The following is a 23,794-nucleotide window of genomic DNA, read 5'->3' on the forward strand; positions in this document are numbered from 1 at the left end:
CCCCCCTCAATAAATCAGTTTCGTCATGGTGGCGTAGATGGAAACTTTCTCCTCTCCTGTGTTTGTGAAGCCGAGTTTGTCCTTCGCCTGGCAATAGATGACATCCCCTTGCTCCACAGGAAATTCTTTATCTTCCAAAATGAAAACACCACTCCCATCTAACACATGCAGATACAATTCACGGACCGGATGATTATGCAGCTTCATATGCTGTCCAGGCAAAAAATTCAATAAAAAGACGACACTCCGTTTATTACGATAATATTGATTTTCGTAAACCGTTCCTCACTAAACTGCTGAGCAGCATGAATCGTATATTTTTCCATGTTCCCCCTCCTTGTATATATGTCGTATTCGCTTCTCTTCAACTATACCCCAAACCGCAAAAAAACTATTCGGTTAAACGCACGAAAAAAGCATGCCGCCCGATTATTTCCCGGACGACATGCTTCATCTATCATTTATGCTTATTGATTTCCATTTTTAATCGCTTCTGCAATGCTAACCGTACGTTTTACGGAATGTCGGTTCTATCCCGAGTGTTTTCTGACGTTTTAAAGTGGACTTTTTGTATTGTTTCTTATGTGCAATCTTGTTGAAAGCAATTATCGCCTTGTTGAAGTGCTGTTTTGCTTCGCTGGAGGCGTATGCGTCTACAAGATAGAAGTAAGCCACATGATCTTCATTTAAACATTGTTTTTTAAATTGGGAAACAGTCAGCATCCCCATCCTCTTTAAAGAAGGTAAGGCATCACCTGGTTGATAGTCACTTTTATCCAAACAATCATAGAGGTGGGAAACATGGAGGTTGTACATCTTTCTCTTTGCACCGAAAAACTGTCGGAAATACGTTTCTGCTTCTTGAGAAATGGGGGTCGCACGATACACATAGCCACGGTTCACGAATTCCAGCATGGATTCCACCACCCGTCATTTTTGTTTTTGATTTAGGATATAGCTATGAACCTGCTCTTGTAGTATTTTCACTAACTGTTGCGATAAAATAGCTGGGATTCCACAAATGACCTCCCCTAAAGAGAGCGTTTGATACCAGGATGGGGTTTGAATAAATCCTAGCTGAGTGCCCGTGAATAACATTTGCTATAGTTATCACCCCATCTCTACTATACTACGAAATATATCACAAGTATAAAGACTGGTGTTAAATCATCAACGTTGTTTTTAAAAATATCATGTGTGCCTTTATCCAAGAATGAGTATGTCGGACAATTGAGTTAGCAGAGGCTAACCCTTGGCCGAAGTCGATTTATCTCCTGACTGAAGTCACAAAGGTTCTCAACTAGAACCTAAATTGGCTGGATCACATGATAATAATCCAGTTCAGCTAGTGCCTTTTGTGCTTCATCCATTTCTTTCCCTCTTTCCAGTGCAATTTCCATAACACATCATTTTTAATTAATAGTAATTTGATTAACTGAATATTACTCGTTCCACTACTTACCTGTCAAACATTACGGTCTTTTGACCTATTTCTTTACGTTATTATTTTCCCAATTCAAATGGTTTTCTCTTTCCATACGAATCATTTTCAACTACAGTTAAGAATAATAACAAAGAAACAAAAAAACAGGCATCTCAAACTAGAGAAATACCTGTTTTTTCCTATGTGTATTCTTAATACCTGTCTTCATCCCAGAGATCCATTTCTTCTTCAGGAGTAACTTCTTGATCCATTTGCTGAATCATCCACTGGTACCCATACGGATCAACGAAAATTGCATTAGCTATCCCATAATCCGGAAGTTCAGTCACTGGCTGTATTTCTATACAACCTGCTTCCAGTGCTTTCTTATACGTTCCTTTTATATCTTCAACTAATACATTAAACCAGATTGTTCTCGGGTAATCCGGTGTTGGAGCTTTCAAATCAAATGTCGGATTCTCATCCAGCATATGGAAGTGGACATCATAGAGACTGAAGACAACCTCATTCTCCCCTTTTGGAAAATCAGATACTTCAATCGGTTCCACTTCAAATATCCTTTCATATAACTCCAATGCTTTTAAACTATCTGTCACGACCATATCAATTTCTACGCCGCCTATCATAAAACATTCACTCCTTCTCTATCTGTTCTTGCCAATTAAGATTGCCAAATCAATCGTTATTCCAAAGTGTTCCCGGTTTCGCACTTCATTAATCGATTCCTGCTCAGCATTCCAGGAAAGGGGTGACATCTTGATTAAATCACGAAGTTCTTCTTGGTGTAACTCCTTCGTATATGTCAGTTCCTCAATCTGCACATCCGAATAGTGCTGTTTAAAAAGGGAAATCGTCTCTTCATTCGTAAAGAAACGCTTTTGTTCTTCTAAAATCGTATCGCGCAGCTCGATTAAATAGTTCGCACCAGGCACCACTTTGATCATTAGTCCATTCTCTATTAATACCCGTTTAAACTCCTGGTAATTCGCTGGAGACAAAATATTTATAATGGTATGAAGCGATTGATCTTTAACCGGTATGTTTGCCAAATCACCGACCAGCCACATCGCCTTCTCAGATTTACTTGCAGCGAGCCGAATTCCTTCCTTGGAAATATCGATTCCAATTCCGGTTACAGTCTTCATTTGATCTAAAATTTTCGCTAAATGAGATCCCTCTCCAGCTCCTGCATCTAAAAGAAGGGAGCGTGGATTATTTGCTTCTTCCACCTTGATTACTTCTAGCAACCGTGTATGTAGGGCATCGTATAATTTATGCTTCATGATGATATTCTCTCTTGCAGCAAATAATTCTTTATCATAATTAACTTTCATGGAACGGGTCGAGATATTAATATACCCTTGTTTGGCAAAATCAAACGTATGCCGTTTAGGACAAACAACGCTTTTAAGTTCTACAACCTCAACTGTGTCGCCACAGACTGGACAGATAAATACCTCAGCATAATCCTGTACTAATGACGCAGCATTTTCTTTACGGGACAATCATAAACCTCCTAAGAGAAGCAATCCACCCCGCAGGTTTACTGCGGGAGTGTCATGCCAATTATAAGGATATTGACTTTCTGCTGTCAATTAGCCAAGCAGCATTTTTAATGGTTCCGGTCCACATACTTTCCGAATTCAGGTATCGCAACTTTTTCAAAATCTCTTACTAACTGCTCCAAGCCTTCCTTCAATTCCGCTCCGCCAACAGGGACTCCGTGCCCCGTAACAGCGACAGATGGATGTAATGCCGCAACTTTTTTCACTGATTCCCATGCCGCCATCCAGTCCGTCGTTAAATACCTTGGCGGACCATTAATCTCCAGTTCCTGCGTCAATACCTTATAAAGGGATTCTTGCTTTACCGTAACGAATGTATCTCCTGCAATTAGAGCTCGGTCCTTTTCCCGAAATAGTGCCACCTGCCCTGGTGCATGACCTGGCGTATGAACCCATTTCCACTCCGGCATATCTGGCACCGTTCCGTCAGGAGGCAACGCTTCAACAAACCTCCCTAAATCAACTGGGTCAGTCGGAAACATCGGAGACATCTTCGCTACAAGCCCACCCTCCACTGTTCCATCCGGGTCTGGATAGCTTTCTTTCCCTGTTAAAAATGGCAGCTCTTTTTCATGAGCATACACGTTCACTCCCCATTTCTTTACTAAATCGACAACAGCCCCTGTATGATCGAAATGTCCATGGGTCAAAATAATCGCTTTCGGCTTACTATTTTCCCCAAAACGCTCCTCAATAACCCTAACCAGACGCTCTGATGATTCCGGCATTCCGGTGTCAACTAATACAAAATTATCTGCACTGTCACCAACTAAGCAAATATTCACAATCTGATTCGTATAACTATATAAATCAGGCAGAACCTCGACACCTACTCCGCTTGCAATGGTATAAAGCGGAAGGAATTTATTTTCCATCGCATCATGCATACCTTGTCCACGATATTCACTCATCAAACCACCACTCTCTTTCGTATTCCGGCTTCATTCGTCAGTAGCCGAGTCTGTTTATTATTTGTGGCAGGGGTAAAATTATGTGAAGGATTCATTATATGATGAAAAAAAGAGACAGAAGCATTTACGCCCCCATCTCTTAGGATTTATTTTTCATTTTCCTCCTGCCAAACCTGTTCCAGCACTTGCTTGAACTGAGCAACAGGTTGGGCTCCGGACACGCCATATTTATTATTGAACACATAAAATGGAACACCTTGAACACCAACTTGACCAGCTTCTTGGATATCTTGATTCACTTTTTCCGTATAATCCTGATTGTGGATGCTCTCGCGTGCTGCTTTTGCGTCAAGACCCACTTCTGCAGCTAAGCGGCCAATCGTTTCTTCATCACTAAGCAATTCCGCTTCGGCAAAATGCGCTTTATAGAAACGTTTGAAAAATCCATTTCCTTTTCCCTGTTCCTTAGCATATTGGAAAGCATGGTGAGCCGGAATCGTGCTTGAGAACTTCGCAGTATCATAATCAATAACGATACCAGCATTATTTGCCATATTTACAACGTTCTCAAACATTCCTTTGGCCTGCTCAACAGATGTCCCCTTCAATTCTGCAAAGGTCTCATGATAATTCTTATCAGGATTGTGAGCTGCATCTGGCGAGAGAAGGAAACTCTTATACTCGATCTCAACTTCATCTCTGTGCTCAAATTCTTCCAATGCTTTTTCTAAATGTGCCTCACCGATATAGCAGAATGGACACATAAAATCAGACCAAATCGTGATCTTCATTTTTTCTTCTCCTCTTTCTTCACCGGACCACATATCCCGGTTTCCATATCACAGACAAATGCATCCGATGAATCGAAATTGAATCCTTCCAATTCTTCGAGCGGCTTTAGTTCGATTGGCTTTATTTTTGGCGCTTCCGTTACTATTTTATCCAATGCGTTCTCCTCCCTTTATTTAACAGCAGTCATTTAATAATCGTTCAAGCATGAGTGTTAATGTTCTAGTTATAGTATAGATTATGTTTAGCAGCGAAATACAGTAATGCGCTCAAAAAAAACCTTGCCAAAAAGCGAAATGCTCTTTGGCAAGGTTTTACGAATCAACTTATTTCAACTTAAATTCTGCTTTTTCCCCTTTGGAAATGTCTTCTCCGTCTTCATTACGCATCGGGCCAAGTTCCATTTCAAAAGATTTATCTTTCCAAATTGCTTCATATTGTTCCTGATCAAGCAGGAATACTTGCAGTAATTCACCACTGTCTCCAGATGGGATAGTATCACTGTTCGTATATGGCAATAACATTCCTTCGTTTAACGTCCATTGTTTCCCATCATTTACGTGTAACGTGGAAGAAATCGAGTTCTTCGCAAGGTCTTCATCATATCCATTTTCGATATCAAATTTAACTGTTAAAAGAACAACCTCATCTTCCTGGAAACGCGGAGCTTCTTCAGCATTCGGCACGAAATTCGTGAATTGGTATCCTACAAGCGTAATCCCCACATCACCAAGCTCCTGACTTTCCCCGATATCTTGTTCTTCTTCCAGCATTTCCTTGTCACCCATATTGTCAGCAGTTACTTTATCTTCGTAAAATCCTTGACTAGCTTTATCCGCTTCCTTCTCCGCATTTTCTGCATCTAGTGGAAGAGTGAAGCGACCTTCCGAACCAATCGTTGATGCAAAATCATCTGGATCGGTTTGCGGTGTTGAAATGGCTATATCGACACTACCTAAGTCAAGAATTTCCGCTAAGCGGTCCTCACCAATCGCATATGAATAATATCCAACAATTTCTTCCCCTGCCTCTAGTAAATAATCATTCGATGGGGATAAAATGTTCGGCAATTGATTCTCTTCTGGCAAGAGGTAACGGTGATTCGTTAGAAACTTCTCCGAATTGACATAAGACAAATCGTACGTGGTCATATAATGTAAATCTTCATCTGTCGTATTTTCAATTGTATATTGAGCAATTAGCACTGCTCCATTATTCTGGTCGTCAAAAGGAATACTGTAATCACGATGGAAATCGAGTAATTCTACTAGTGAATAACCATCTAGAGATACCGTAACACCTTCCATTTCATGAGTTTGCGCTTCATTATTTTCATATAATACAGCTGCTGTTCCTTCTGTTTCATCTTCCATATATGTAATGAGATCAGCGAAATCACCATCATTTCCACTTGCAGACGTTTCTTCCGCGTCTACTTCTTCCTCTGCTTCCTCTGCTTCCTCTGCTTCCTCTTCAGGCTCTTCTACTTTCTCCTCTTCTGTAGTTGCCTCCTCTTCTTCAGCAGCATCTACAGTTTCTTCCGGCTCTCCCTCATCTTCATTTCCGCAGGCAGCAATAATTATCGCTGTTAGAAACATAACAACAAGTAATAGCAATCGTTTTTTCATAAAACCCCTCCATTGTATTGATACAAAAGCTATCTTACTACAACGGAAAGAATTGTCTATTCATTTTTATCAAAATCGTCACGAAGAACTAGAAGTTTCCAGCACTTCCGCTTCCGCCATACCAAAGAACTCATGACTTCTGACTCAAAGGAAAAAAGCTTGCACAAAGGTAACTTTTTGTGCAAGCTTCCGTTTATCATTATCTATATTCTAATATCCATACTGCCAGTCAACATTATCTTTTAACCAGACAATCTTTGTAATCGGCCCGAATTCCACTTTTTTCTTATCGATTTCACAGTGGATATGCTCCTTAGGCTTCTGACGCTTCATCTCCTCATATACCTCATGACCAATGTTCTCCAACACCGTTACGATTCGGTTGTCATTAATTAGTAATGCTGTACCTTTCATTCATTTGCACCTTCCTGGAAGATTTATTTGTTTTCACACCTTCAGTATACATGAGTTCACTATCCAGAAAGCTCTATTGTGACTCATTTCACAAATAATTCACTTTTTTTTGTATGAAAAGTTGTAACATATGCGGGACACGGGGTCAGAGCATTTGTCCGATTTTGGCATCGTGATATATAAAGCAAAACTTCAATCAGTGGTGTCTTATTTCTGGTATAAATACTTGGGATTGCACCGAAAAGACACAACAAAAAATATTCTCTCTGGTGTGAAGGATAATGCATTAGGTGCTTCGATTGCGATTACCGGTTTTTTAACGATGACAATGATTATGGAAAACAGTGGGCAGACAAATGTGCTTGCTCTTGGCATCGCGGAAGTTTCACCGCCTGCCGTTTATGCGGGGCTTGCCAATGTCATCGGGATTATTGGGGCATTTATGACTTCTTCCAACACGTCATCGAATGTTCTATTCTCACCGCTGCACGGGTCGGTTGTTGACTCGATGGAAGAATTGTCCTTACCACTTGTCATTGCCGGCCAATCGACGGGTGGTGCAATAGGGAACGTAATTGCACCAGCAAATATCATCCTTGGAACGAGCACGACAAACGCCCAAGGAAAAGAAGCAGAAGTTTACAAACAAACCCTAGTATTCACGTTAATTGCGGGAATACTTGTTTCTGGATCATCAATCGTCCTCCACTTCATTGGAGGTTAGTGCGGAGCGGGGGTTCGTCCCCTGCCCATTTTTATTCGTTTCTAGCTCGAGCAGCTCAATCGGTTCCTCATTCCCATTGTCAAAATTAAAGTGAATGGACTTCACCAGGCTCTAATGATTGTATTTTAACCGTACATATTCCTTTTAATCACTGTGTCAACAGCTCATCTCACTCATCTTTAACACGTTTCCTCCGCTTAAGCCATTGAACGATTTCATGAATAATAAATAGAACGATACCGATTTCCAGCGCATGGTCCGCTATATTAAGAATCCCGCCAGAACGAACAATGAAATCTGTCACCTGTCCATGCAATAACCGGTCCACCCCGTTGCCGATTGCTCCTCCTACAAGGAAACCTAGACTAATATCAATTAGCGGCCCTCTCCACTCTGGACTTCTCCTCAAGTAAAAAATAAAAATAACAAATAATACCGATATAATCCCAAAGACTCTTGCAAACCCCGGGAAAAATCCACCTGCCATTCCGCTATTCTCGATGTAAGTGAACTCAATTCCCGACCAGGTCACTCTTTCATTCATCGCCAAGTTCAGGCGGACAAAAATTTTCGTTGCCTGATCAATTAAAATGACGATAATAGTAATCAGATAAAATAACATAAGAACCTACTTTCTCGGGCGATTCAATCAAAAAATTCCATATGCGGTTTGTCTTCCCGGTAATACGCTAACCGATCCGCAAGCGTCCCCGTATGAAATTCAAATTTATGTCCATCCGGATCTGTAAAATAGATGGACTGCTTGTCTTTCTTATCTCGAGAACGACCTTTTAAAATATTCACATTCAAATGCACCAGCTTACCATACATTTTCCCGAAATCTGCTTCAGCTATTGAAAATGCCACATGTGATTGGTGGATTTCATTACGCAGGATATCTTTTTCCTCATTCAGCGCCAGCCATATTCCGTTTAAATCAAAATAGGCAGTTGAACGGCCTTTCACGAGTAATTTCGCGCCGAATACATTCTCGTAGAAGGTGATTGATTTCTCCAAGTTGGATACGGAGAAAAGTAAATGATTAATCCCTTTAATAGACATTGTACACGCTCCTTCTTGAACCTTCTATTATTATATGAAAAACTTGATGGGTTTTGACTTTAGACAGAGGTCTGCTCCTGCATCAGGGCACTCTTTTAATTACTAGTATTATAACGGAAAAGAGCATCTAGTAAAATTGGTTCGCAGCGTTTCTTGCAAAAAATAGAAGGGAAATTGGGACAAGTGCTCTGACCGAGGCTGCTGAAAAAGTACACTAATTTCAAGCGAATGGAAACCGATTCCCAAATTTCATGTAAAATAACCTATGAAAGTGGGGAATAAATACCTGTTTTCACTCGATTTTGGTTATCAAAGTGGGAAAAATAATTTCCAAAATATGTTTTTCAGCAGCCTCGCTCTGACCCCTTGTCCCGATTCACTAAATCGGTTTTCTTTGAAAGTAAATATAGCCGCCTAGGAAAAATAGGATAAAGCTTCCTCCGACTACGGTTAGCACTTGGTCCCAGGGAACGAAGAATACATCTTCTGCGTTTCCTCCGATGTACATCATGGAAAAGGGTTGTGCCCAAGGGTAGAAAGGGCCGAACCGTTCCGAGTTCACTGCTAATATCGTTGGTAAAGTGAAAATGACATTTACAGCAAATGGTGCAGCAAAGCTTTTAAATATAATGGACATCCATAATTGCAGGGCAACAAGCGGGAACGTAGCAAGCCAGCCGCCAAGAATACTCTTCCAAATAATCTCCAATGGAAACGGGTCTGTAAATCCGTTTATTATTCCAACGATATAAATAGCGCCAAGATAAAGTAATTGGATTAGAAAAACAAGCAGTAACAAGAGCACATATTTAGAAATAAACACATTTCCCCGTCTTACCGGTAATGCTAATAATTGTTTCCATCCACCTGCCTGGTGTTCATATCTGCAAATGCTGCTTGCTAAAACACCTGTAATCAATGGTAAGAACAATAGAGCATAGGTTAAATTCATCGATAAAACAGCTAAGGACCATTGATTAAATCCACCTTCCATAGAATCATAATTAAACATGGCACCGATGATAACCGCAATGAGTGGACCTGCAACTATAATCGGCAACATTTTTGACTTTCGTAATTTGTACCATTCAGACCGTAGAACAGCCCCCATCTACAACACATCCCTTCTTGTAAAATCGAGCATGCCCACGACATACAATAAACATCCAACACCAAGCCCTAACAGTACATTTATCAACGGTTCATCCCATTGATTCATGAGAGATGGCCATTTCCAAATCATCCAATCCGGAATTATATGAGCGGAATAAGCAAAAATCACACCAAATATCCCAGTTGTAATCGGTATGCCCTGATTCTTACTGACCGTTGCAATCCATAATTGTAATGCAAGAACAGGCAACGCAGCAAAATACGGATAGAAGCTATACTTCACGAGTTCCAACCACGGAATTGCCTCATCAAAGGAAAGAAAGACACCAAATCCAAGTGTAAAGAGCATTAATAAAATGGATGAGATGAACAACAGACAGGCTAGCATCGTAAACTTTGATAAATAAACTGTCATCTTGGAAACCGGTAGAGCAATAAGCTGTTTCCATGCGTTGGTCTCATTTTCTATACTTGCCATAAAAGAGGTAAATATCGCAATACCTAACACAAGGGCAAGCGGTGTAAATGCAGTAATATTTTGTAAGTAATACAACCAATCATTCTCACTTTGCTGCAGCAAATATTCCTTTCTTACACCATAATTCACCATTTGCAGCGCAACGACCCCGATAGGCCCGAGAAACGTTAAAAACCAAAATCCCTTCCGCTTTATTTTCAAAAAGTCAGTTTGCATCATGCTGATCATACTGCTGAATCCTCCCTCGTCATTGAAAGGAAAATATCCTCCAGCGATCTTTTTTCTTCTTCTACGCGGTAGATGGATAGATTCGCTTGCACGAGCAGTCGAACCGTCTCTGCAACCATTTCATTTGAACTTTCCTGCAACGTGATGAAATCATTTTCATGCTCCACCTTCATCCCTTTTGCCAGCAACAGACGCCATGCTTGTTCGGCATGATTAACTTGTATTGATATGGTATGACCTGCTAATGTTCGCATTGCTTCAATAGAATCTTGGAAAATCATTTTTCCTTTCGTTACAATCCCTACCGTTGTTGCCATTTGATCGATTTCAGACAATAAGTGACTGGAAACGAGCACAGTTATTCCAAATTCTTCCGGAAGCCGTTTAATTAATTCGCGTATTTCAATAATGCCTGATGGATCCAATCCATTCATTGGCTCATCTAAAATAAGCAATTGTGGTTGATTTAATAAGGACATCGCAATCCCAAGACGTTGTTTCATCCCAAGAGAGAATCCTTTCACCTTTTTGTCAGCTACTTCTGTTAACCGAACAGTCTCTACCACTTCATAAATTCTTTTCTTCGGAACTCCTATTATTTTTCGCAGAGCTTCCAAATTTTCATAGGCAGTTAAATGTGGATAATAGGATGGATTCTCAACTAAGGAACCAACTCTCGCCAATATATTTTTTCGATGTTGTTTTATATCCTGTCCGAATATATGAATGCTTCCTGAGGCAGGCTTCATTAAGCCTAAGAGCATCCGGATCGTTGTTGTCTTTCCCGCTCCGTTCGGTCCTAAAAACCCATAAATATCGCCCTTCTTGATATTCATATTTAATCCTTCTACTGCTACTTCTTTCCCAAAATGCTTTGATAAGTTTGATGTTTTTACAATGTATTCCATTCTCTCACCTCCATTCCTATCTTAAAGAACGAGGTTTAAAATCAAGGTTGGAACTTGTTTAAATTTTGTTTAAAAAAGTGTATGTGGACAGAAGTCTGTCAGCACATACACTTTTTAAAGGTTTATTTCTTATGATAGTTGATTATTTTAACGGTTGTTCCTTTATTACTAGAACGAATCTCCCAATCTAAATTTAATCCCTTCACCATCATATCCACAATAGATAGTCCGATTCCTGCACCACTATACTCCGACTGTTTATCAATCCCACTCCCTTTATCGATAAACAGAAATGCATCATAGGTCTCGGTCGCTTTTGTTTTCACCTCTACATACTTTCCTTCATTTGCATGCCTCAAAATATTTTGCAGCAAGTTATCCATAATCCGGCTTATCCAAACGGGGTCAACCATCCAATAACTGCTGTTTAGCGACTGCATATCAATGTTAATTTCGAAACCTTCCCTTTCAAAGACGGAATACCAGGTAGCTAAATGTTCACGAACATAGCGTACCATGTCAATCTTTTCGCGCTTCAATTGATACTTACTCGCTGTAAGCAGGGTATACGACATCAAATTCTCAATTAACCGATCCATATCATTAATCGAGACATCTAATTGTTGACTAGCTTTATTCAACTCTTCGTTGCCGTCCATTTTTGAGATGGAATAGGATTGTGCTCGCAACTTAGTTAGTGGCGTTCTTAAATCATGGGACAGGTTCGCAATTAATTCTTTTCGCAGTCGCTCTTCTTCCTGTTCCCGTTGTTTGCTTTTTCTTAGTTCAGCAACCATTTGATTAAACGTTTGTTCAAGTTGCCCAATTTCATCTTTTTTCTTAACTGGGATTGCAAGGGGAAGACCGTCAACATCTCTAATTTCCATTGCTTCTTGAAGATGTAACAGACGCTTTCTAATCCGATGGAAAAATAGAAAAGATACGATAATAAACAATAAAACAATCAATAAAAGCCCAATTATCAAAATTTCCCCATAATGATCATAAACAGACTGCATTGGCAGTTGCAGGGCATCACGAGGTATTTCAAAAACAATAAATCCATCCGCCTCATCCATTAATGCAATGACCGTAAAAGGGTCACCATCATACCTGCTTTTAATAAAAGAAGCAGCTTCTCTTGCAGTCCACTCTGTTGGAATATCATGATTATCACCAATTTGCTCTCGTAATATCCCGGCTCCATCTACCCAAAACATGGTAGCCTCAGGAAAATCTTCTTTCCATTCAGCAAAGTGCTGCTGTATCCCCTCTTCCGAAACCTGTTCTAGATGGCTCGCCTCCTCATGCCAGCTTTCTTCTATAGTTTCCGTGTCTATTCCCTTTTTCAGATAACGGTTTTCAACATTTTCGGCGAATCCGTATACAAATAGTGCAATCGTTATGGTGGCAATTTGCACTAAGAAAATCGCGATTACGATAAGGAGCATGTATTTTGCCAGGAGAGACCTGAAGAAATTCCTCATTGCTTCACCCGATATCCAATACCGCGGATCGTTTCAATGACTGTGGGCGCTGATGGATTTTCTTCAATTTTTTCACGCAAATAGCGAATGTGTACCATCAATGTTTTATCACCTTCGATATAGCTTTCTCCCCAAACACCTTCATACAATTGCTCTTTTGTTAAAATCTGATTTAAATGGCGGATAAAGTACTGGAATAGATGATATTGTTTACCTGTTAATAATATTTCTTCCTCCTTATTTTTGTTGATAATCCGCATGTCTTTCGGATAAATCTGTAGATGCTTAATTTCCAATACTTCGTCCTTCCACTGGAACCTTCGCAGCAATACTTCAATTCGAGCAGCAAGCTCATCAGGATGGAAGGGTTTTGTTACATAATCATCTGCAAAACGAAGTCCTTCCAATCTATCTTCTACTGCAGTTCGGGCGGAAAGCATAATGATTGGTGTATCTGGTGCACTTTTTTTCAAACGCTTGCCAAGGGAAAAACCATCTAATCCTGGCAGCATCACATCTAAAATCGCTAAATCTACCGAAGCCAAATAGCTCTCCATATTTTCTCCCGATGGCAACCATGTTATTTTATAACCTCTTTCGGTTAAATCTGTTGTGACCCAATGACCAATTTCTTTATCATCTTCAATATATAATATGTGAATCATATGCTCCTCCATTTTCCGTTTCTCGGGCTTTTCACGATTTTCATCCGTTCTATTCATTAATCTTAGCATAGTTAAAATCTATTGAATATCTGACATTTGCTCGTCATTAAAAAATACTCAACTTTTTTACATAGTTAAAACCTATCATTATGATAGAGGATTTCTAATTGTTTTAGCCTTTTTAATGGCATATGGTATATATAAGATAAAAAGGAGGTATTCAGATGCAGAAAGCAATATTTTATCATGCGGGTTGTCCTGTATGCGTCGATGCAGAAAAAATGGTATTAGATTATCTGGATGATTCAAAAGTAGATTTAGAAATTGTTCATTTCGCGGAAGACCCTTCTAGAATCAATGAAGCGGAAGAAGCTGGAGTAAAGTCAGTTCCAGCATTAGTGCTGAATGGACAGACCTATCATATTAATTACGGTGCAAGCATGGAAGATGTTAAAAAAGGCTAAGAAACCAAAACACGCCCGAACCAACCTCCCTGGGTCGACGGTTCGGGCGTTTTTGTACAGCGGGACAGGGGGGCAGAGCGAGGCTGCTGAAAAACATATTTTGGAAATTATTTTTCCCACTTTGATAACCAAAATCGAGTGAAAACAGGTATTTATTCCCCACTTTTATAGGTTATTTTACATGAAATTTGGGAATCGGTTTCCATTCGCTTGAAATTAGTGTACTTTTTCAGCAGCCTCGGGCAGAGCACTTGTCCCACTGTATTTTCGTAATTAGTATAGAAATGTAATTAATAAAACAGCTCGAACACCTTAGTATCCGAACTGCTCTTTTCATGGATGGATGTTAATAGCCTGATCCTCTGCCCCATCTGCTAATGCTTTCGTCACTTCTCCGATAAAAGTTCTGGTTGCTGTACACATGAATTTATCTTTTCGATAGATAATGCCAATTTCCCTTTGTGGGGTTGGATTTAGTATTTTCACAGTTTTTATATCTTGATTATTTAAATTTTCCAAGTACGGCAGTGGTAAAATGGGTGCGCCCATTCCTTTTTCCGTCAGTTGGATAATTGATTCCAACGTTGTCAGCTCAAGTGCCGGATTAATCGTGATCCCGACCATTCGAGCGTAGCCCTCCATTAATTGCCGAAGTTGATAATTTTCCGGCATAAGTATTAATGGGATATTGGTAATTTGATCAAAGTTTATTGCCGGCTTCATCGCAAGTGGATGACCCTTGGGAACAGCAAGTGCCAGTTCCTCTGTATATAATGAAATTTCCTCCAACTCATCATTTCCGTTCGGCAGGAACGTAAGACCAAGATCCAGTTCATTTTCCAGTATGCTTCTTTCAATCTCTTCTGTCCGCAGTCCTTGGACAGACAGTTCGATATTCGGATAAAGACCTTTGAAGCGAACTAGTGCAGGAGGAAGTAGGTAATTCATACAAGTAAGCAAGGATCCGATGGTAAGCCTTCCTCTTTCCAACCCATTCAGTTCTCCAATTGCTGCTTGTGCTTGTTCCAATTCATAGAAAACCTGCTTACTATGTTTATACAAAATCTTTCCCGCTTCCGTTAGAGCTGTCTTTTTCCCTATCCGATCAAAGAGCGGTATGCCTACCTCACTTTCCAATACTTTGATTTGCTGGCTTAATGTCGGCTGAGCAATATTCAACTTCTCAGCAGCTCTCGTAAAATGTAATTCTTCACATACCGTCATGAAATATTCTAGCTGTCTTAATTCCATTAAGTCCCTCCTCCATCTTTCTCATCATCTAAACATCTATTTACCGAACAACCTCAATAACTTTCCATTATCCCCATTAAATCATAACCCGCCCCACCTGTATAGAAATCGGGACAAGTGCTCTGCCCCACTGGAACATGGGGTCAGAGCACTTGTCCCGATTCAGCACTTTAATCATAGGTTTTCATAAACTATTACGGGCTAATTTTATAATAGGGAGTGGCTTCAATGAGTAGAATCAACTTTCAATCATTTACCGGCTACGTCACGAGTATAGAAGACTTTCCAATGTATCCGCCTAATGATAATTTCGGTTGTTACAAGTTTATATCTGTTCAGAATGATGCCGGTGCTGTTGTTAACTTTGTTGCAGGACCAGATACGTTCTTCTTGTACCAAGAAAAAATCCAAGTCGGAGATCAAATCACTGGTTATTACGACGGAGATGCTCCGGCAATTCTAATTTATCCACCCCAATACCGGGCATTAGTTATCGTGAAAGAAAATCCGTATAGCCATGTAAAGGTGAGTTATTTCAATGATCAATTAATTAGCAGTGATGGCACTTTACAGCTAAATATCGGCCGTGATACACAGATTCAATTAACAAACGGGCAAGACTTCAAACAAAGTCCAGCTGGCAGAAATTTAATTGTTGTTTATGGTGCGACGACAAAGAGTATCCCAGCCCAAACAACCCCTTATGAAATAATCATTTTTTGCCGGTGAGCTGGGACAGGGGGTCAGAGCGAGGCTGCTGGAAAACATATTTTGGAAATTATTTTTCCTACTTTGATAACCAAAATCGAGTGAAAACAGGTATCTATTCTCCACTTTCATAGGTTATTTTACATGAAATTTGGGAATCGGTTTCCATTCGCTTGAAATTAGTGTACTTTTTCAGCAGCCTCGGTCAGAGCGCTTGTCCCAGTTGGGACAAATGCTCTGACTCCCTGTCCCAAATTAAGCTTGACTTTCTTTTCATTTCGGTATATTGTATTATTTAAATAATTTCATAATGTTTTTTCTTATCCAGAGAGGTGGAGGGACTGGCCCTATGAGACCTCGGCAACAGGCTTTTTTAGTACTGTGCCAATTCCAGGAGCATGCATTTGCTCAGAAGATAAGAAGAGTCGGAGATACGATACCAAACCCTCTTCTTATTTCAAGAAGAGGGTTTTTATAATTTTAGGAGGAGATGAAGTTGACGACAATTCAAGCAACTACAGAACTACAAAAAGCAATCTCACTGCTGAAAGAAAAAGAATGGGTTGATCTGACCCACACTTTCGGCCCGGATTCACCGCATTTTGCAGCCTTTGATGATGCGGCATTCAAGACACTTTACAATCATGACGATGGTTTCTTTGCTCAACAGTTCTCTTTTGCAGGACAATATGGAACACATATTGATGCTCCCGTTCATTTCGTCAGAGACCAGCGCTACCTTGATGAACTTGAATTAAAAGAGCTTGTCTTACCGCTCGTTGTCATTGATAAATCAACGGAAGCAGCAAATAACAACGATTTCACCTTGACGAAAGAAGATATTATCGGGTTCGAAGCCATCCACGGTGAAATTGAGGCAGGGACATTTGTCGCCTTACGCACCGATTGGAGCAAGCGTTGGCCGGATAAAGATCGGTTTGAAAATAAAGATGAAGACGGTAATCCACACCTTCCCGGCTGGGGAATTGACGCTCTCGAATTCCTATTTGAAGAAAGAAAAATTAAAGCAGTCGGCCACGAAACCTTTGACACGGATTCCGCTGTCGACGCTGCAAAAAACGGCAGGCTCATCGGGGAATATTACGTACTGGAACAAGACACCTATCAGATCGAACTGCTGAGAAATCTAGATCAAGTTCCGACAAAGGGCGCCGTCATCTTCAATATCGTTCCAAAGCCTGAAAAAGCAAGTGGATTCCCTGTACGATCGTTCGCAATACTACCTTAAAATAAAACTAAAATCAGAAAGAGGATGATTTTCATGACAAAAACATTAGTAAAAGCTCCATTCAAGGCAGACCATGTAGGAAGTTTATTACGACCGGACAATTTGCACCAGGCAAGAAAAGATGCAAAAGAAGGCAAGATTACCCCAGCAGAATTACGTGAAATTGAAACAGAGGAAATCAAGCGTATTGTTGATAAGCAAATTGAAGTAGGATTAGAAGCAGTGACCGACGGAGAGTTCCGCCGTACCTGGTGGCACCTCGATTTCCTGGAAGGCTTAAATGGAATTGAAGGTTACGAAACAGAAAAAGGCTACCAATTTGCCGATACAGAAACCGAGCGCTATCACGTACGTAACACTGGGAAAATTTCCTTTAATCCAGATCATCCATTCATCAAAGACTTTATCGAATTTAAAGAAATTGTTGGGGATCGCGCCATTCCAAAGCAGACGATTCCAAGCCCAAACCAGTTATTCGAAGCCGGCATCCGCAACCCGGAAATTTATCCAGATCTTGAGGATTATGCCAACGATATCATCCAAACCTACCGTGACGCTGTAAAAGCCTTTTACGATGCTGGAGTTCGTTACTTGCAGCTTGATGACGTCTATATCGCGGGACTTTCCTCCACTGATTTCCAATTGGTTGACTCCGGCGGCTACACGAAAAAAGCTTTAATTGAGCTTGCCGTTCGTATTGTTAATGAAAGTATTGCGGATCGACCGGATGATTTGTTCATCACAACACATCTCTGCCGCGGGAATTATCAATCGACTTGGGCATTCCAAGGAAGCTATGCTGAAATTGCAAGCACCTTATTCGCTAAAGAAAAAGTAGACGGCTTTTTCTTAGAGTACGATGATGAGCGTTCCGGTTCCTTCGAGCCACTTAAACATGTACCAAAAGACGGCGCACAAGTCGTTATCGGAGCAGTGACTTCGAAATTCGGTGAACTGGAAGATAAAGAAGTAATCAAAAATAAAATCCAGGAAGCTTCTAAGTATGTACCGCTAGAACAAATTGCACTAAGCCCGCAATGCGGATTCGCCTCCACTCATCACGGCAACAAACTGACTGAAGAAGAGCAATGGGAGAAATTAAGCTATATTGTGGATTTAGCGAAAGAAATATGGGGTACTGTGAAAGCATAACCCCCCTTAAAAAAAGATGATTGGCCGGAAAACAGGAAATTCCAGCCAGTCATCTTTTTTGTAAATCTTTATCAAATTCTAGAAATGGTGAAACTTTTCCTCCCCTTTCCCCGTACCACCTAGAGAACATGATAGGAGGGAATGGAATGTCAGAAATTGCTATGCAATTGACGAATGTCCGAAAACGTATCGGCAACAAAGAAATCATTAAAGGCCTTTCCTTTACCATCAATAGCGGAGAAGTATTCGGCTTCATTGGACCGAATGGTGCCGGGAAAACAACAACGATCCGTATGATGGTAGGATTAATGAAGCTCACAGAAGGCGACGTACATATTCTCGGGAAGAGTATTAAAACTGAATTTAAAGAGGCGATCCGAGAAGTTGGGGGAATTGTTGAAAACCCAGAGCTTTATCCCTTTTTAACAGGAGCCCAAAATTTAAAGCAGTACGCAAGGATGATTCCGGGCATTACCCAGGAAAGAATCGATGAAGCCGTCAAACTTGTCGGCCTGGAAAAGGTAATGAATGAAAAGGTCGGCCGCTATTCGCTTGGAATGAGGCAGCGAATCGGAATCGCTCAAGCATTATTACATAAACCATCCGTTCTCATTCTCGATGAACCGACCAACGGACTAGATCCCGCAGGTATTCGAGAAATCAGGCAGTATATCCGGAGGCTTGCAACCGAACATAATATAGCAGTCATCATTTCCAGTCACTTATTATCCGAAATCGAATTGATGTGTGACCGGATTGGCATTATTAAAAATGGTGAACTCGTTGCGATTCAAGCCGTGAAAGAAAATACACCAGCAGGCGAACAACAACTGCTGCAAGTGGAAATGGAAGCAAGTCCACTTGATAAAGCCCTTGAAATCGTCAATCGCAAAGCACCTGCTGCCCAATCGAACGGTAGAATCACCTTCCAAATCGAGAAGGAGAATATTCCACCGCTTATTTCAGACTTGGTGAAAGAAAATATCCTCATTTATGAAGTACAAGTCACGAAATCAACCCTCGAAGATAAATTCTTTGATCTGATTGGAGAGAATGTCATTGACTAATTTTCTAAAACTCGTACAAAATGAAGTGATAAAAATATACCGTTTGAAATCGACATGGGCCATGTATGTCATCCTGGCATTAATCATTATCGGTGTCGCCCTGTTAGCGAAAACCTACGGAGACTATATGACCTACGAAGAAGATACGTGGAGAGAGACTCTAGAAGCAGAAAATGCCGAATACATGGAGAACACGGCTGAATTTCCGGACATGGAGTCTTTTAATTCAACGTTCATCGAAACGAATAATTATTATTTAGAAAACGATATCATGCCAGAAAGCTACGGTGCTTGGCAATTTGTAATGGAAAATGCAATGCTGCTTTCCCTCGTCAGCCTCTTTACCATTATCGTTGCTGCCGGTATTCTTGCTAATGAATTCCGCTGGGGAACGATCAAGCTACTGCTTATCCGGCCAATCTCACGGACAAAAATCCTAATTTCCAAATATAGTGCCGTACTAGTCTTTTCTTTTATAACGTTCTTGTTCGTGCTCCTCTTCTCATGGCTTATCGGAGGGATTTTCATCGGCTTTGATGGAATCAATCCTCATATCGTTCTTGAAAAAGGCGATGGCTTGGAATATGTTCCGGTCATCGGGGAGATTTTGACCGATTACGGCTTCAGTCTTGTGAACTTGCTCATGATGGCAACATTCGCCTTTATGATCTCTTCCATTTTCAGAAATAGCGCCCTTGCAATTGGGCTTGCCATATTTCTTATGCTTGCCGGAAATCAGATTGTCTTCTTCTTTGTGGAAAGGGACTGGGCGAAATACATTCTATTTGCAAATACAGACTTATCCCAGTACTTTAACGGGAACACACCGATGATGGAAGGAATGACACTCGGCTTTTCCATTAGCGTCTTAGTTGTCTATTATATGATTTTTGCAGTGATCTCCTGGTTTTTCTTTGCGAAGCGGGATGTTGCAGGTCACTAACCCATTTATTCAGGTTCCGCCCTTGTTACGGAACCTGAATTTTTATAAAAATAACGCCCCGCAAATAGTCCCTAGAAATGCCAATGCTATACCAAAAACATACGTTAGAACCGTGTAAAATAAAAACTCTCTTCTATTTCCCTTTCTCCATAACGATCCCATCTCGAGTTTCAACGTGGAGAATGTCGTAAAGGCACCAAGAAATCCTGTTCCCAATAAGAGAAGTAATAATGCATCCACCCCTGCCCCCATAAGCAATCCAAGTAAGAATGCACCTGCCAGATTGGCGAGAAGCGTGCCCATCGGTATGGCCTTACCAGAATTGTTCATCTTCCTCGAAATCGTATAACGCGCAATCGCGCCTAAAAACCCGCCAACACCAACGATGAATAGATACATCCAGTTCATTTCTTACTCACTCCTTTACCGACTCGAAAACCAATTTCACTCATACCTAGCCCGCCAATCAGACTCACGAAAATATAGACACATCCGAGCAACACCGACTGATTTTGAAACAACTCAACCGTTTCTACACTGACAGCGGAGAATGTAGTGAACGAGCCTACAAAACCGGTTGTTATTACCATTTTCATTTTTTCTTCTAGGCGGACTTTTTTAAACAGCCCGTAAGTCAGCCACGCAAGCAGAAAGCTGCCTAGCAAATTAACCAATAACGTCGCATAGGGAAAAACATGATCTGTCATAAATAGAATTCCTGCGCTATACCGGAGCATTGCACCGAATGCTCCCGCAAGGCCAATATAAATATAATGCATTCGTCCAACATCCTTTTTTATATAAGTTAATGCTCAAGTTTTACCTGTACATAAGAGAATAAAACGAGATTTGACCACAATCAATTGAATGAATTTCATAATTACCAAAGTCGGCTTTCTCATCACCATATGTAGTTGGGAACGAACTAACTCAACTACATATGATGATGGTGAAGCATTAAATACGTATTATGAAATTCATTAAATTACTAGCTTTCATAAATTATTCCAGACTGTGAAAATTAAGCTATAATAAATTGTTCAAAAACGCTTGCAACTCTCAGCAAATCGGAGTAAAATTTCTATGTTTAATACAGAATATCATACCACCTAGGAGACAAAGCTATGGAAAAGAAAGATTGGACATTGACGCTTCTGCTTTCAAATATATTCTTTGTATTTTTAGGAATCGGGCTCGTTATACCGGTTCTGCCAACCATCATGAATGAACTCAGCATCAGCGGCACCGTGGTTGGTTATCTAACAGCTGCCTTCGCTTTAGCTCAATTGATTTTCTCGCCTTTTGCAGGAAAAGCAGTTGATAAATATGGCCGTAAGCGTATGATTATTATCGGTCTTTTTATTTTCAGTTTTTCCGAGTTTTTATTTGGCCTTGGTAAAACAATTGAGGTATTGTTCGCCTCGCGGATTCTCGGAGGAATAAGTGCTGCTTTCATCATGCCTGCGGTTACCGCATTTATCGCGGATATTACGACGCCGAAAACCCGGCCGAAAGCACTCGGCTATATGTCGGCGATGATCAGTACCGGATTTATTATCGGACCGGGAATTGGTGGCTTCTTAGCAGAAATTGGTACGCGTGTACCGTTCTTCTCTGCTGCGGCCTGTGGTTTAATTGTTGCTTTCATTTCGATTTTATCCTTACATGAGCCGAAATCAAAAACAGATGATATGGCTGATATGACTGAGGAACTCGGTAAAAGTGGCTTAAAGAAAGTGTTTATGCCGATGTTCTTTATCGCTTTTATCGTTATTTTAATTTCAACATTCGGTCTTGCTGCTTTTGATTCTTTCTTCAGTCTTTATACGGATCATAAGCATGGTTTCGCTCCTTCTGACATTGCGATTGCCATTACAGGCGGGGCGATTATCGGAGCGATTTTCCAGGTTGTCTTGTTCGATTGGTTAACAAGATGGATGGGGGAAATCAATATCATCCGCTGGTCGCTCGTGATTTCTGCTGTATTGGTCTATGCCATGACACTTGCCAACTCTTATTGGCAAGTGATGGCCGTCACCTTTACGGTCTTTATCGGATTTGACCTCATCCGGCCAGCCGTTACGAACTATTTATCAAAAATCGCCGGGAATGAGCAAGGGTTTGTTGGCGGGATGAACTCTTTCTTCACCTCCTTAGCTAATGTGTTTGGTCCGTTGATTGGCGGGATTTTATATGATGTAGATATCAATTATCCGTTTATTTTCAGCTCGGCTGTTATTGTCGTCTGTCTCCTTTTCACTATTTTTTGGAAGAAACCAGAGATTAAAATTAATTAAATACTTTACAAAATACCGAAACATGTATACAATCTTGAATTAGAATAACTGCATAATGAAACATAAGCACTAGGGGAGCTGCGTCATGTGGCTGAGAGGATCAATCCGACCCTTACTACCCGATCTAGATAATACTAGCGTGGGGAAGTGCAGTTTACAGATATTACATTGATAAAATTAATGTGTAAACTGCATTCCCCTTAGGAATGCAGTTTTTTTATTGCATAGGAAACTATAAAATAAAAATGCTGTGGATAACTAAAGTTGCTAGCACTATCCACGTCCGCTCTGCGTCCAGCGACTAGCAGATCTTTTGGTGGGACGAGCAATGCGCAGTCCTAAACTTCACACTCTTCCAATCGATAAAGAAGACTTAGCCGTTTGGTCTTTGTGAGGCTTAGTCGCCCTTATACCCTTGTGGTGAAAGTCAACATCAACTCAAAGAGGAAAGGAAGGCCGACTAAGGACGGACCAAGGCCCAACTCACGTCTACCCCCTAAAGGGGCATGTTTCCTTTATCTCATTTCAGAGTGTTCCAGTTTGTACGTCGCTACGACGCACAGGATGTGCTAGTGCAGGTGTTGCGAAGACGATCGCGTTTTTAACATGCAAGGGCGCTTGCGCCTTTGTTATTATCATAAGGAGGAGATTTGAATGGATAACAGTTGTGGAACAAGTCGAATTGCAGGGTGCCAATTTAGTTTGCATCCCATGAGCAGTAATTTTGTGGATATTATTCTATCAACATTAGACGAGGTAGATACCTCTAAGGTTTGGAAAGAAACAGATGATGTAAGCACGTGTATCCGCGGGAAAATGGTTCATGTTTTCGATGTAGCGAAAGCAATCTTCCTGCATGCTGCGAAAACAGGTGAGCATGTTGCGATGAATGGAACGTTCTCTATAGGCTGTCCTGGTGATACGGAAGCTGACGCATACATGGATGAAACAGACACACCGCTGAACGAAGAAAAGGCAAAATCGATCATCCAAATCGCTGGTTGTAAATTTTCCCTTTATCCATTGGGGCATGAGGATTACATGGATAAAATCTATGAGCAGATCAATTTATCAAAGCATCGTAATGTCACCGTTACTTCTGCACATTATGCAACAAGGTTAGACGGAGATGTTCATGATATCTTCCATGCTTTACATGAATCCTTTGAACTCGTTCAAGAAAAAGTTTCGCATGTCACCATGACCTTCAGCCTTTCCGCCAACAGTCCTACTACTATAAAATAAAC

Annotated in this window: 28 protein-coding genes, 1 pseudogene and 2 riboswitches; of the genes and pseudogenes, 9 read left to right on the forward strand and 20 right to left on the reverse strand. The window is 40.7% G+C overall.

All coding sequences use genetic code 11. From position 1 onward, the window contains the following. Positions 1 to 6: 6 nt before the first annotated feature. The 10 genes and pseudogenes from L3V42_RS08565 to L3V42_RS08610 all read right to left on the reverse strand — a co-directional run bounded on the left by L3V42_RS08565 (position 7) and on the right by L3V42_RS08610 (position 6,751). Entirely contained in the window at positions 7 to 231 is a 225-nt protein-coding gene (locus tag L3V42_RS08565; protein ID WP_238471777.1) for a cupin domain-containing protein, read from the reverse strand. A 270-nt stretch (positions 232 to 501) separates the two neighbouring features. Continuing rightward, positions 502 to 915 (reverse strand): hypothetical protein, encoded by a 414-nt coding sequence (locus L3V42_RS08570; protein WP_235764102.1) that lies wholly within the window; start codon positions 913 to 915, stop codon positions 502 to 504. Positions 916 to 930: 15 nt separating this feature from the next. After that, a pseudogene (locus L3V42_RS08575) lies at positions 931 to 1,070 on the reverse strand (transposase); the annotation flags it as partial. A 565-nt stretch (positions 1,071 to 1,635) separates the two neighbouring features. Further along, positions 1,636 to 2,070 carry a VOC family protein gene (locus L3V42_RS08580; RefSeq protein ID WP_235764101.1) on the reverse strand — a complete coding sequence of 145 codons (435 nt, stop codon included), beginning with the start codon at positions 2,068 to 2,070 and terminating at the stop codon, positions 1,636 to 1,638. 18 nt (positions 2,071 to 2,088) lie between these two features. After that, on the reverse strand, positions 2,089 to 2,949 hold the full coding sequence (locus L3V42_RS08585) for a putative RNA methyltransferase (protein WP_238471778.1): 861 nt from the start codon (positions 2,947 to 2,949) through the stop codon (positions 2,089 to 2,091). A gap of 107 nt (positions 2,950 to 3,056) precedes the next feature. Further along, on the reverse strand, positions 3,057 to 3,896 hold the full coding sequence (locus L3V42_RS08590) for an MBL fold metallo-hydrolase (RefSeq protein ID WP_238471853.1): 840 nt from the start codon (positions 3,894 to 3,896) through the stop codon (positions 3,057 to 3,059). Between the two features lie 170 nt (positions 3,897 to 4,066). Continuing rightward, on the reverse strand, positions 4,067 to 4,711 hold the full coding sequence (locus L3V42_RS08595; protein WP_235764099.1) for a DsbA family oxidoreductase: 645 nt from the start codon (positions 4,709 to 4,711) through the stop codon (positions 4,067 to 4,069). After that, a complete protein-coding gene (locus L3V42_RS08600; protein ID WP_235764098.1) occupies positions 4,708 to 4,866 on the reverse strand; it encodes a hypothetical protein in 159 nt (52 codons plus the stop codon). Before L3V42_RS08600 ends, L3V42_RS08595 begins: the two co-directional genes overlap by 4 nt. Positions 4,867 to 5,035: 169 nt before the next feature. Beyond that, positions 5,036 to 6,337: a DUF5068 domain-containing protein gene (locus L3V42_RS08605; RefSeq protein ID WP_238471779.1), complete on the reverse strand. Its 1,302-nt coding sequence runs from the start codon at positions 6,335 to 6,337 to the stop codon at positions 5,036 to 5,038. 210 nt (positions 6,338 to 6,547) lie between these two features. Beyond that, on the reverse strand, positions 6,548 to 6,751 hold the full coding sequence (locus L3V42_RS08610; RefSeq protein WP_235764096.1) for a protein YkzT: 204 nt from the start codon (positions 6,749 to 6,751) through the stop codon (positions 6,548 to 6,550). A 154-nt stretch (positions 6,752 to 6,905) separates the two neighbouring features. Between L3V42_RS08610 and L3V42_RS08615 the strand changes: the two genes are divergently transcribed. Next, positions 6,906 to 7,475, forward strand: a complete 570-nt coding sequence (locus L3V42_RS08615; protein WP_238471780.1) for an L-lactate permease — start codon at positions 6,906 to 6,908, stop codon at positions 7,473 to 7,475. A gap of 169 nt (positions 7,476 to 7,644) precedes the next feature. On the opposite strand, the gene lspA is transcribed toward L3V42_RS08615, so the two are convergent. From lspA to L3V42_RS08650, 7 genes are all read right to left on the reverse strand, one after another. Continuing rightward, the gene (gene lspA / locus L3V42_RS08620; RefSeq protein ID WP_235764094.1) at positions 7,645 to 8,097 is read right to left on the reverse strand and encodes a signal peptidase II; all 453 of its coding nucleotides are present in this window, start codon (positions 8,095 to 8,097) and stop codon (positions 7,645 to 7,647) included. 23 nt (positions 8,098 to 8,120) lie between these two features. Then, positions 8,121 to 8,537: a metallothiol transferase FosB gene (fosB, locus tag L3V42_RS08625; RefSeq protein WP_235764093.1), complete on the reverse strand. Its 417-nt coding sequence runs from the start codon at positions 8,535 to 8,537 to the stop codon at positions 8,121 to 8,123. Between the two features lie 379 nt (positions 8,538 to 8,916). Continuing rightward, on the reverse strand, positions 8,917 to 9,648 hold the full coding sequence (locus L3V42_RS08630) for an ABC transporter permease (RefSeq protein WP_235764092.1): 732 nt from the start codon (positions 9,646 to 9,648) through the stop codon (positions 8,917 to 8,919). Next, a complete protein-coding gene (locus L3V42_RS08635) occupies positions 9,649 to 10,356 on the reverse strand; it encodes an ABC transporter permease (RefSeq protein WP_235764091.1) in 708 nt (235 codons plus the stop codon). Next, positions 10,353 to 11,264 carry an ABC transporter ATP-binding protein gene (locus L3V42_RS08640; protein ID WP_235764090.1) on the reverse strand — a complete coding sequence of 304 codons (912 nt, stop codon included), beginning with the start codon at positions 11,262 to 11,264 and terminating at the stop codon, positions 10,353 to 10,355. Before L3V42_RS08640 ends, L3V42_RS08635 begins: the two co-directional genes overlap by 4 nt. A 122-nt stretch (positions 11,265 to 11,386) precedes the next feature. Continuing rightward, positions 11,387 to 12,751, reverse strand: coding sequence for a sensor histidine kinase (locus L3V42_RS08645; RefSeq protein ID WP_235764089.1), 1,365 nt, complete (start codon positions 12,749 to 12,751; stop codon positions 11,387 to 11,389). Further along, positions 12,748 to 13,416, reverse strand: a complete 669-nt coding sequence (locus tag L3V42_RS08650; protein ID WP_235764088.1) for a response regulator transcription factor — start codon at positions 13,414 to 13,416, stop codon at positions 12,748 to 12,750. The genes L3V42_RS08645 and L3V42_RS08650 overlap by 4 nt, the downstream gene beginning before the upstream one ends. Before the next feature lie 224 nt (positions 13,417 to 13,640). On the opposite strand from L3V42_RS08650, the gene L3V42_RS08655 reads away from it, so the two are divergent. Then, the gene (locus L3V42_RS08655) at positions 13,641 to 13,880 is read left to right on the forward strand and encodes a thioredoxin family protein (RefSeq protein ID WP_235764087.1); all 240 of its coding nucleotides are present in this window, start codon (positions 13,641 to 13,643) and stop codon (positions 13,878 to 13,880) included. Between the two features lie 333 nt (positions 13,881 to 14,213). On the opposite strand, the gene L3V42_RS08660 is transcribed toward L3V42_RS08655, so the two are convergent. Continuing rightward, a complete protein-coding gene (locus L3V42_RS08660; protein ID WP_235764086.1) occupies positions 14,214 to 15,131 on the reverse strand; it encodes a LysR family transcriptional regulator in 918 nt (305 codons plus the stop codon). Between the two features lie 228 nt (positions 15,132 to 15,359). Here L3V42_RS08660 and L3V42_RS08665 point away from each other — a divergent pair, with 228 nt between their 5' ends. The 5 genes from L3V42_RS08665 (at position 15,360) to L3V42_RS08685 (ending at position 20,250) form a co-directional block, all read left to right on the forward strand. Beyond that, complete coding sequence (locus L3V42_RS08665) at positions 15,360 to 15,860, forward strand: hypothetical protein (protein WP_235764085.1); 501 nt, start codon at positions 15,360 to 15,362, stop codon at positions 15,858 to 15,860. Positions 15,861 to 16,156: 296 nt separating this feature from the next. Then, a riboswitch (SAM riboswitch) is annotated at positions 16,157 to 16,261 on the forward strand. Positions 16,262 to 16,335: 74 nt separating this feature from the next. Further along, positions 16,336 to 17,088, forward strand: a complete 753-nt coding sequence (locus L3V42_RS08670) for a cyclase family protein (RefSeq protein ID WP_438822761.1) — start codon at positions 16,336 to 16,338, stop codon at positions 17,086 to 17,088. Positions 17,089 to 17,121: 33 nt separating this feature from the next. Next, complete coding sequence (locus tag L3V42_RS08675; RefSeq protein WP_235762860.1) at positions 17,122 to 18,240, forward strand: 5-methyltetrahydropteroyltriglutamate--homocysteine S-methyltransferase; 1,119 nt, start codon at positions 17,122 to 17,124, stop codon at positions 18,238 to 18,240. 146 nt (positions 18,241 to 18,386) lie between these two features. After that, complete coding sequence (locus L3V42_RS08680) at positions 18,387 to 19,307, forward strand: ABC transporter ATP-binding protein (protein WP_238471781.1); 921 nt, start codon at positions 18,387 to 18,389, stop codon at positions 19,305 to 19,307. Next, positions 19,294 to 20,250, forward strand: a complete 957-nt coding sequence (locus L3V42_RS08685; RefSeq protein ID WP_438822762.1) for an ABC transporter permease — start codon at positions 19,294 to 19,296, stop codon at positions 20,248 to 20,250. The genes L3V42_RS08680 and L3V42_RS08685 overlap by 14 nt, the downstream gene beginning before the upstream one ends. A 42-nt stretch (positions 20,251 to 20,292) precedes the next feature. Here the strand turns inward: L3V42_RS08685 and L3V42_RS08690 are convergent, their stop codons facing one another. Together L3V42_RS08690 and crcB are read right to left on the reverse strand one after the other, a co-directional pair. Then, positions 20,293 to 20,658, reverse strand: coding sequence for a CrcB family protein (locus L3V42_RS08690; RefSeq protein ID WP_369412866.1), 366 nt, complete (start codon positions 20,656 to 20,658; stop codon positions 20,293 to 20,295). After that, a complete protein-coding gene (crcB, locus tag L3V42_RS08695) occupies positions 20,655 to 21,029 on the reverse strand; it encodes a fluoride efflux transporter CrcB (RefSeq protein ID WP_238471782.1) in 375 nt (124 codons plus the stop codon). Before crcB ends, L3V42_RS08690 begins: the two co-directional genes overlap by 4 nt. A 345-nt stretch (positions 21,030 to 21,374) precedes the next feature. Between crcB and norA the strand changes: the two genes are divergently transcribed. Continuing rightward, the gene (gene norA / locus L3V42_RS08700; RefSeq protein WP_235762864.1) at positions 21,375 to 22,547 is read left to right on the forward strand and encodes a multidrug efflux MFS transporter NorA; all 1,173 of its coding nucleotides are present in this window, start codon (positions 21,375 to 21,377) and stop codon (positions 22,545 to 22,547) included. 61 nt (positions 22,548 to 22,608) lie between these two features. Next, positions 22,609 to 22,710, forward strand: a riboswitch (TPP riboswitch). A gap of 491 nt (positions 22,711 to 23,201) precedes the next feature. Next, a complete protein-coding gene (locus L3V42_RS08705; RefSeq protein ID WP_235762865.1) occupies positions 23,202 to 23,792 on the forward strand; it encodes a YkoF family thiamine/hydroxymethylpyrimidine-binding protein in 591 nt (196 codons plus the stop codon). The last annotated feature ends 2 nt before the right edge of the window (positions 23,793 to 23,794 follow it).

It is taken from the genome of Oceanobacillus alkalisoli, from assembly GCF_022213125.1.
Taxonomy (GTDB): Bacteria; Bacillota; Bacilli; order Bacillales; family Amphibacillaceae; genus Oceanobacillus; species Oceanobacillus alkalisoli.

Bases quoted from the DNA above. Each gene is read 5' to 3' on its own strand.
- L3V42_RS08570 (WP_235764102.1), bottom strand. From the start codon at position 915: ATGCTGGAATTCGTGAACCGTGGCTATGTGTATCGTGCGACCCCCATT.
- L3V42_RS08580 (WP_235764101.1), bottom strand. From the start codon at position 2,070: ATGATAGGCGGCGTAGAAATTGATATGGTCGTGACAGATAGTTTAAAA.
- L3V42_RS08590 (WP_238471853.1), bottom strand. From the start codon at position 3,896: ATGCATGATGCGATGGAAAATAAATTCCTTCCGCTTTATACCATTGCA.
- L3V42_RS08595 (WP_235764099.1), bottom strand. From the start codon at position 4,711: ATGAAGATCACGATTTGGTCTGATTTTATGTGTCCATTCTGCTATATC.
- L3V42_RS08605 (WP_238471779.1), bottom strand. From the start codon at position 6,337: ATGAAAAAACGATTGCTATTACTTGTTGTTATGTTTCTAACAGCGATA.
- L3V42_RS08610 (WP_235764096.1), bottom strand. From the start codon at position 6,751: ATGAAAGGTACAGCATTACTAATTAATGACAACCGAATCGTAACGGTG.
- lspA (WP_235764094.1), bottom strand. From the start codon at position 8,097: ATGTTATTTTATCTGATTACTATTATCGTCATTTTAATTGATCAGGCA.
- fosB (WP_235764093.1), bottom strand. From the start codon at position 8,537: ATGTCTATTAAAGGGATTAATCATTTACTTTTCTCCGTATCCAACTTG.
- L3V42_RS08630 (WP_235764092.1), bottom strand. From the start codon at position 9,648: ATGGGGGCTGTTCTACGGTCTGAATGGTACAAATTACGAAAGTCAAAA.
- L3V42_RS08635 (WP_235764091.1), bottom strand. From the start codon at position 10,356: ATGATCAGCATGATGCAAACTGACTTTTTGAAAATAAAGCGGAAGGGA.
- L3V42_RS08640 (WP_235764090.1), bottom strand. From the start codon at position 11,264: ATGGAATACATTGTAAAAACATCAAACTTATCAAAGCATTTTGGGAAA.
- L3V42_RS08645 (WP_235764089.1), bottom strand. From the start codon at position 12,751: ATGAGGAATTTCTTCAGGTCTCTCCTGGCAAAATACATGCTCCTTATC.
- L3V42_RS08650 (WP_235764088.1), bottom strand. From the start codon at position 13,416: ATGATTCACATATTATATATTGAAGATGATAAAGAAATTGGTCATTGG.
- L3V42_RS08655 (WP_235764087.1), top strand. From the start codon at position 13,641: ATGCAGAAAGCAATATTTTATCATGCGGGTTGTCCTGTATGCGTCGAT.
- L3V42_RS08660 (WP_235764086.1), bottom strand. From the start codon at position 15,131: ATGGAATTAAGACAGCTAGAATATTTCATGACGGTATGTGAAGAATTA.
- L3V42_RS08665 (WP_235764085.1), top strand. From the start codon at position 15,360: ATGAGTAGAATCAACTTTCAATCATTTACCGGCTACGTCACGAGTATA.
- L3V42_RS08675 (WP_235762860.1), top strand. From the start codon at position 17,122: ATGACAAAAACATTAGTAAAAGCTCCATTCAAGGCAGACCATGTAGGA.
- L3V42_RS08680 (WP_238471781.1), top strand. From the start codon at position 18,387: ATGTCAGAAATTGCTATGCAATTGACGAATGTCCGAAAACGTATCGGC.
- L3V42_RS08685 (WP_438822762.1), top strand. From the start codon at position 19,294: ATGTCATTGACTAATTTTCTAAAACTCGTACAAAATGAAGTGATAAAA.
- L3V42_RS08690 (WP_369412866.1), bottom strand. From the start codon at position 20,658: ATGAACTGGATGTATCTATTCATCGTTGGTGTTGGCGGGTTTTTAGGC.
- crcB (WP_238471782.1), bottom strand. From the start codon at position 21,029: ATGCATTATATTTATATTGGCCTTGCGGGAGCATTCGGTGCAATGCTC.
- norA (WP_235762864.1), top strand. From the start codon at position 21,375: ATGGAAAAGAAAGATTGGACATTGACGCTTCTGCTTTCAAATATATTC.
- L3V42_RS08705 (WP_235762865.1), top strand. From the start codon at position 23,202: ATGGATAACAGTTGTGGAACAAGTCGAATTGCAGGGTGCCAATTTAGT.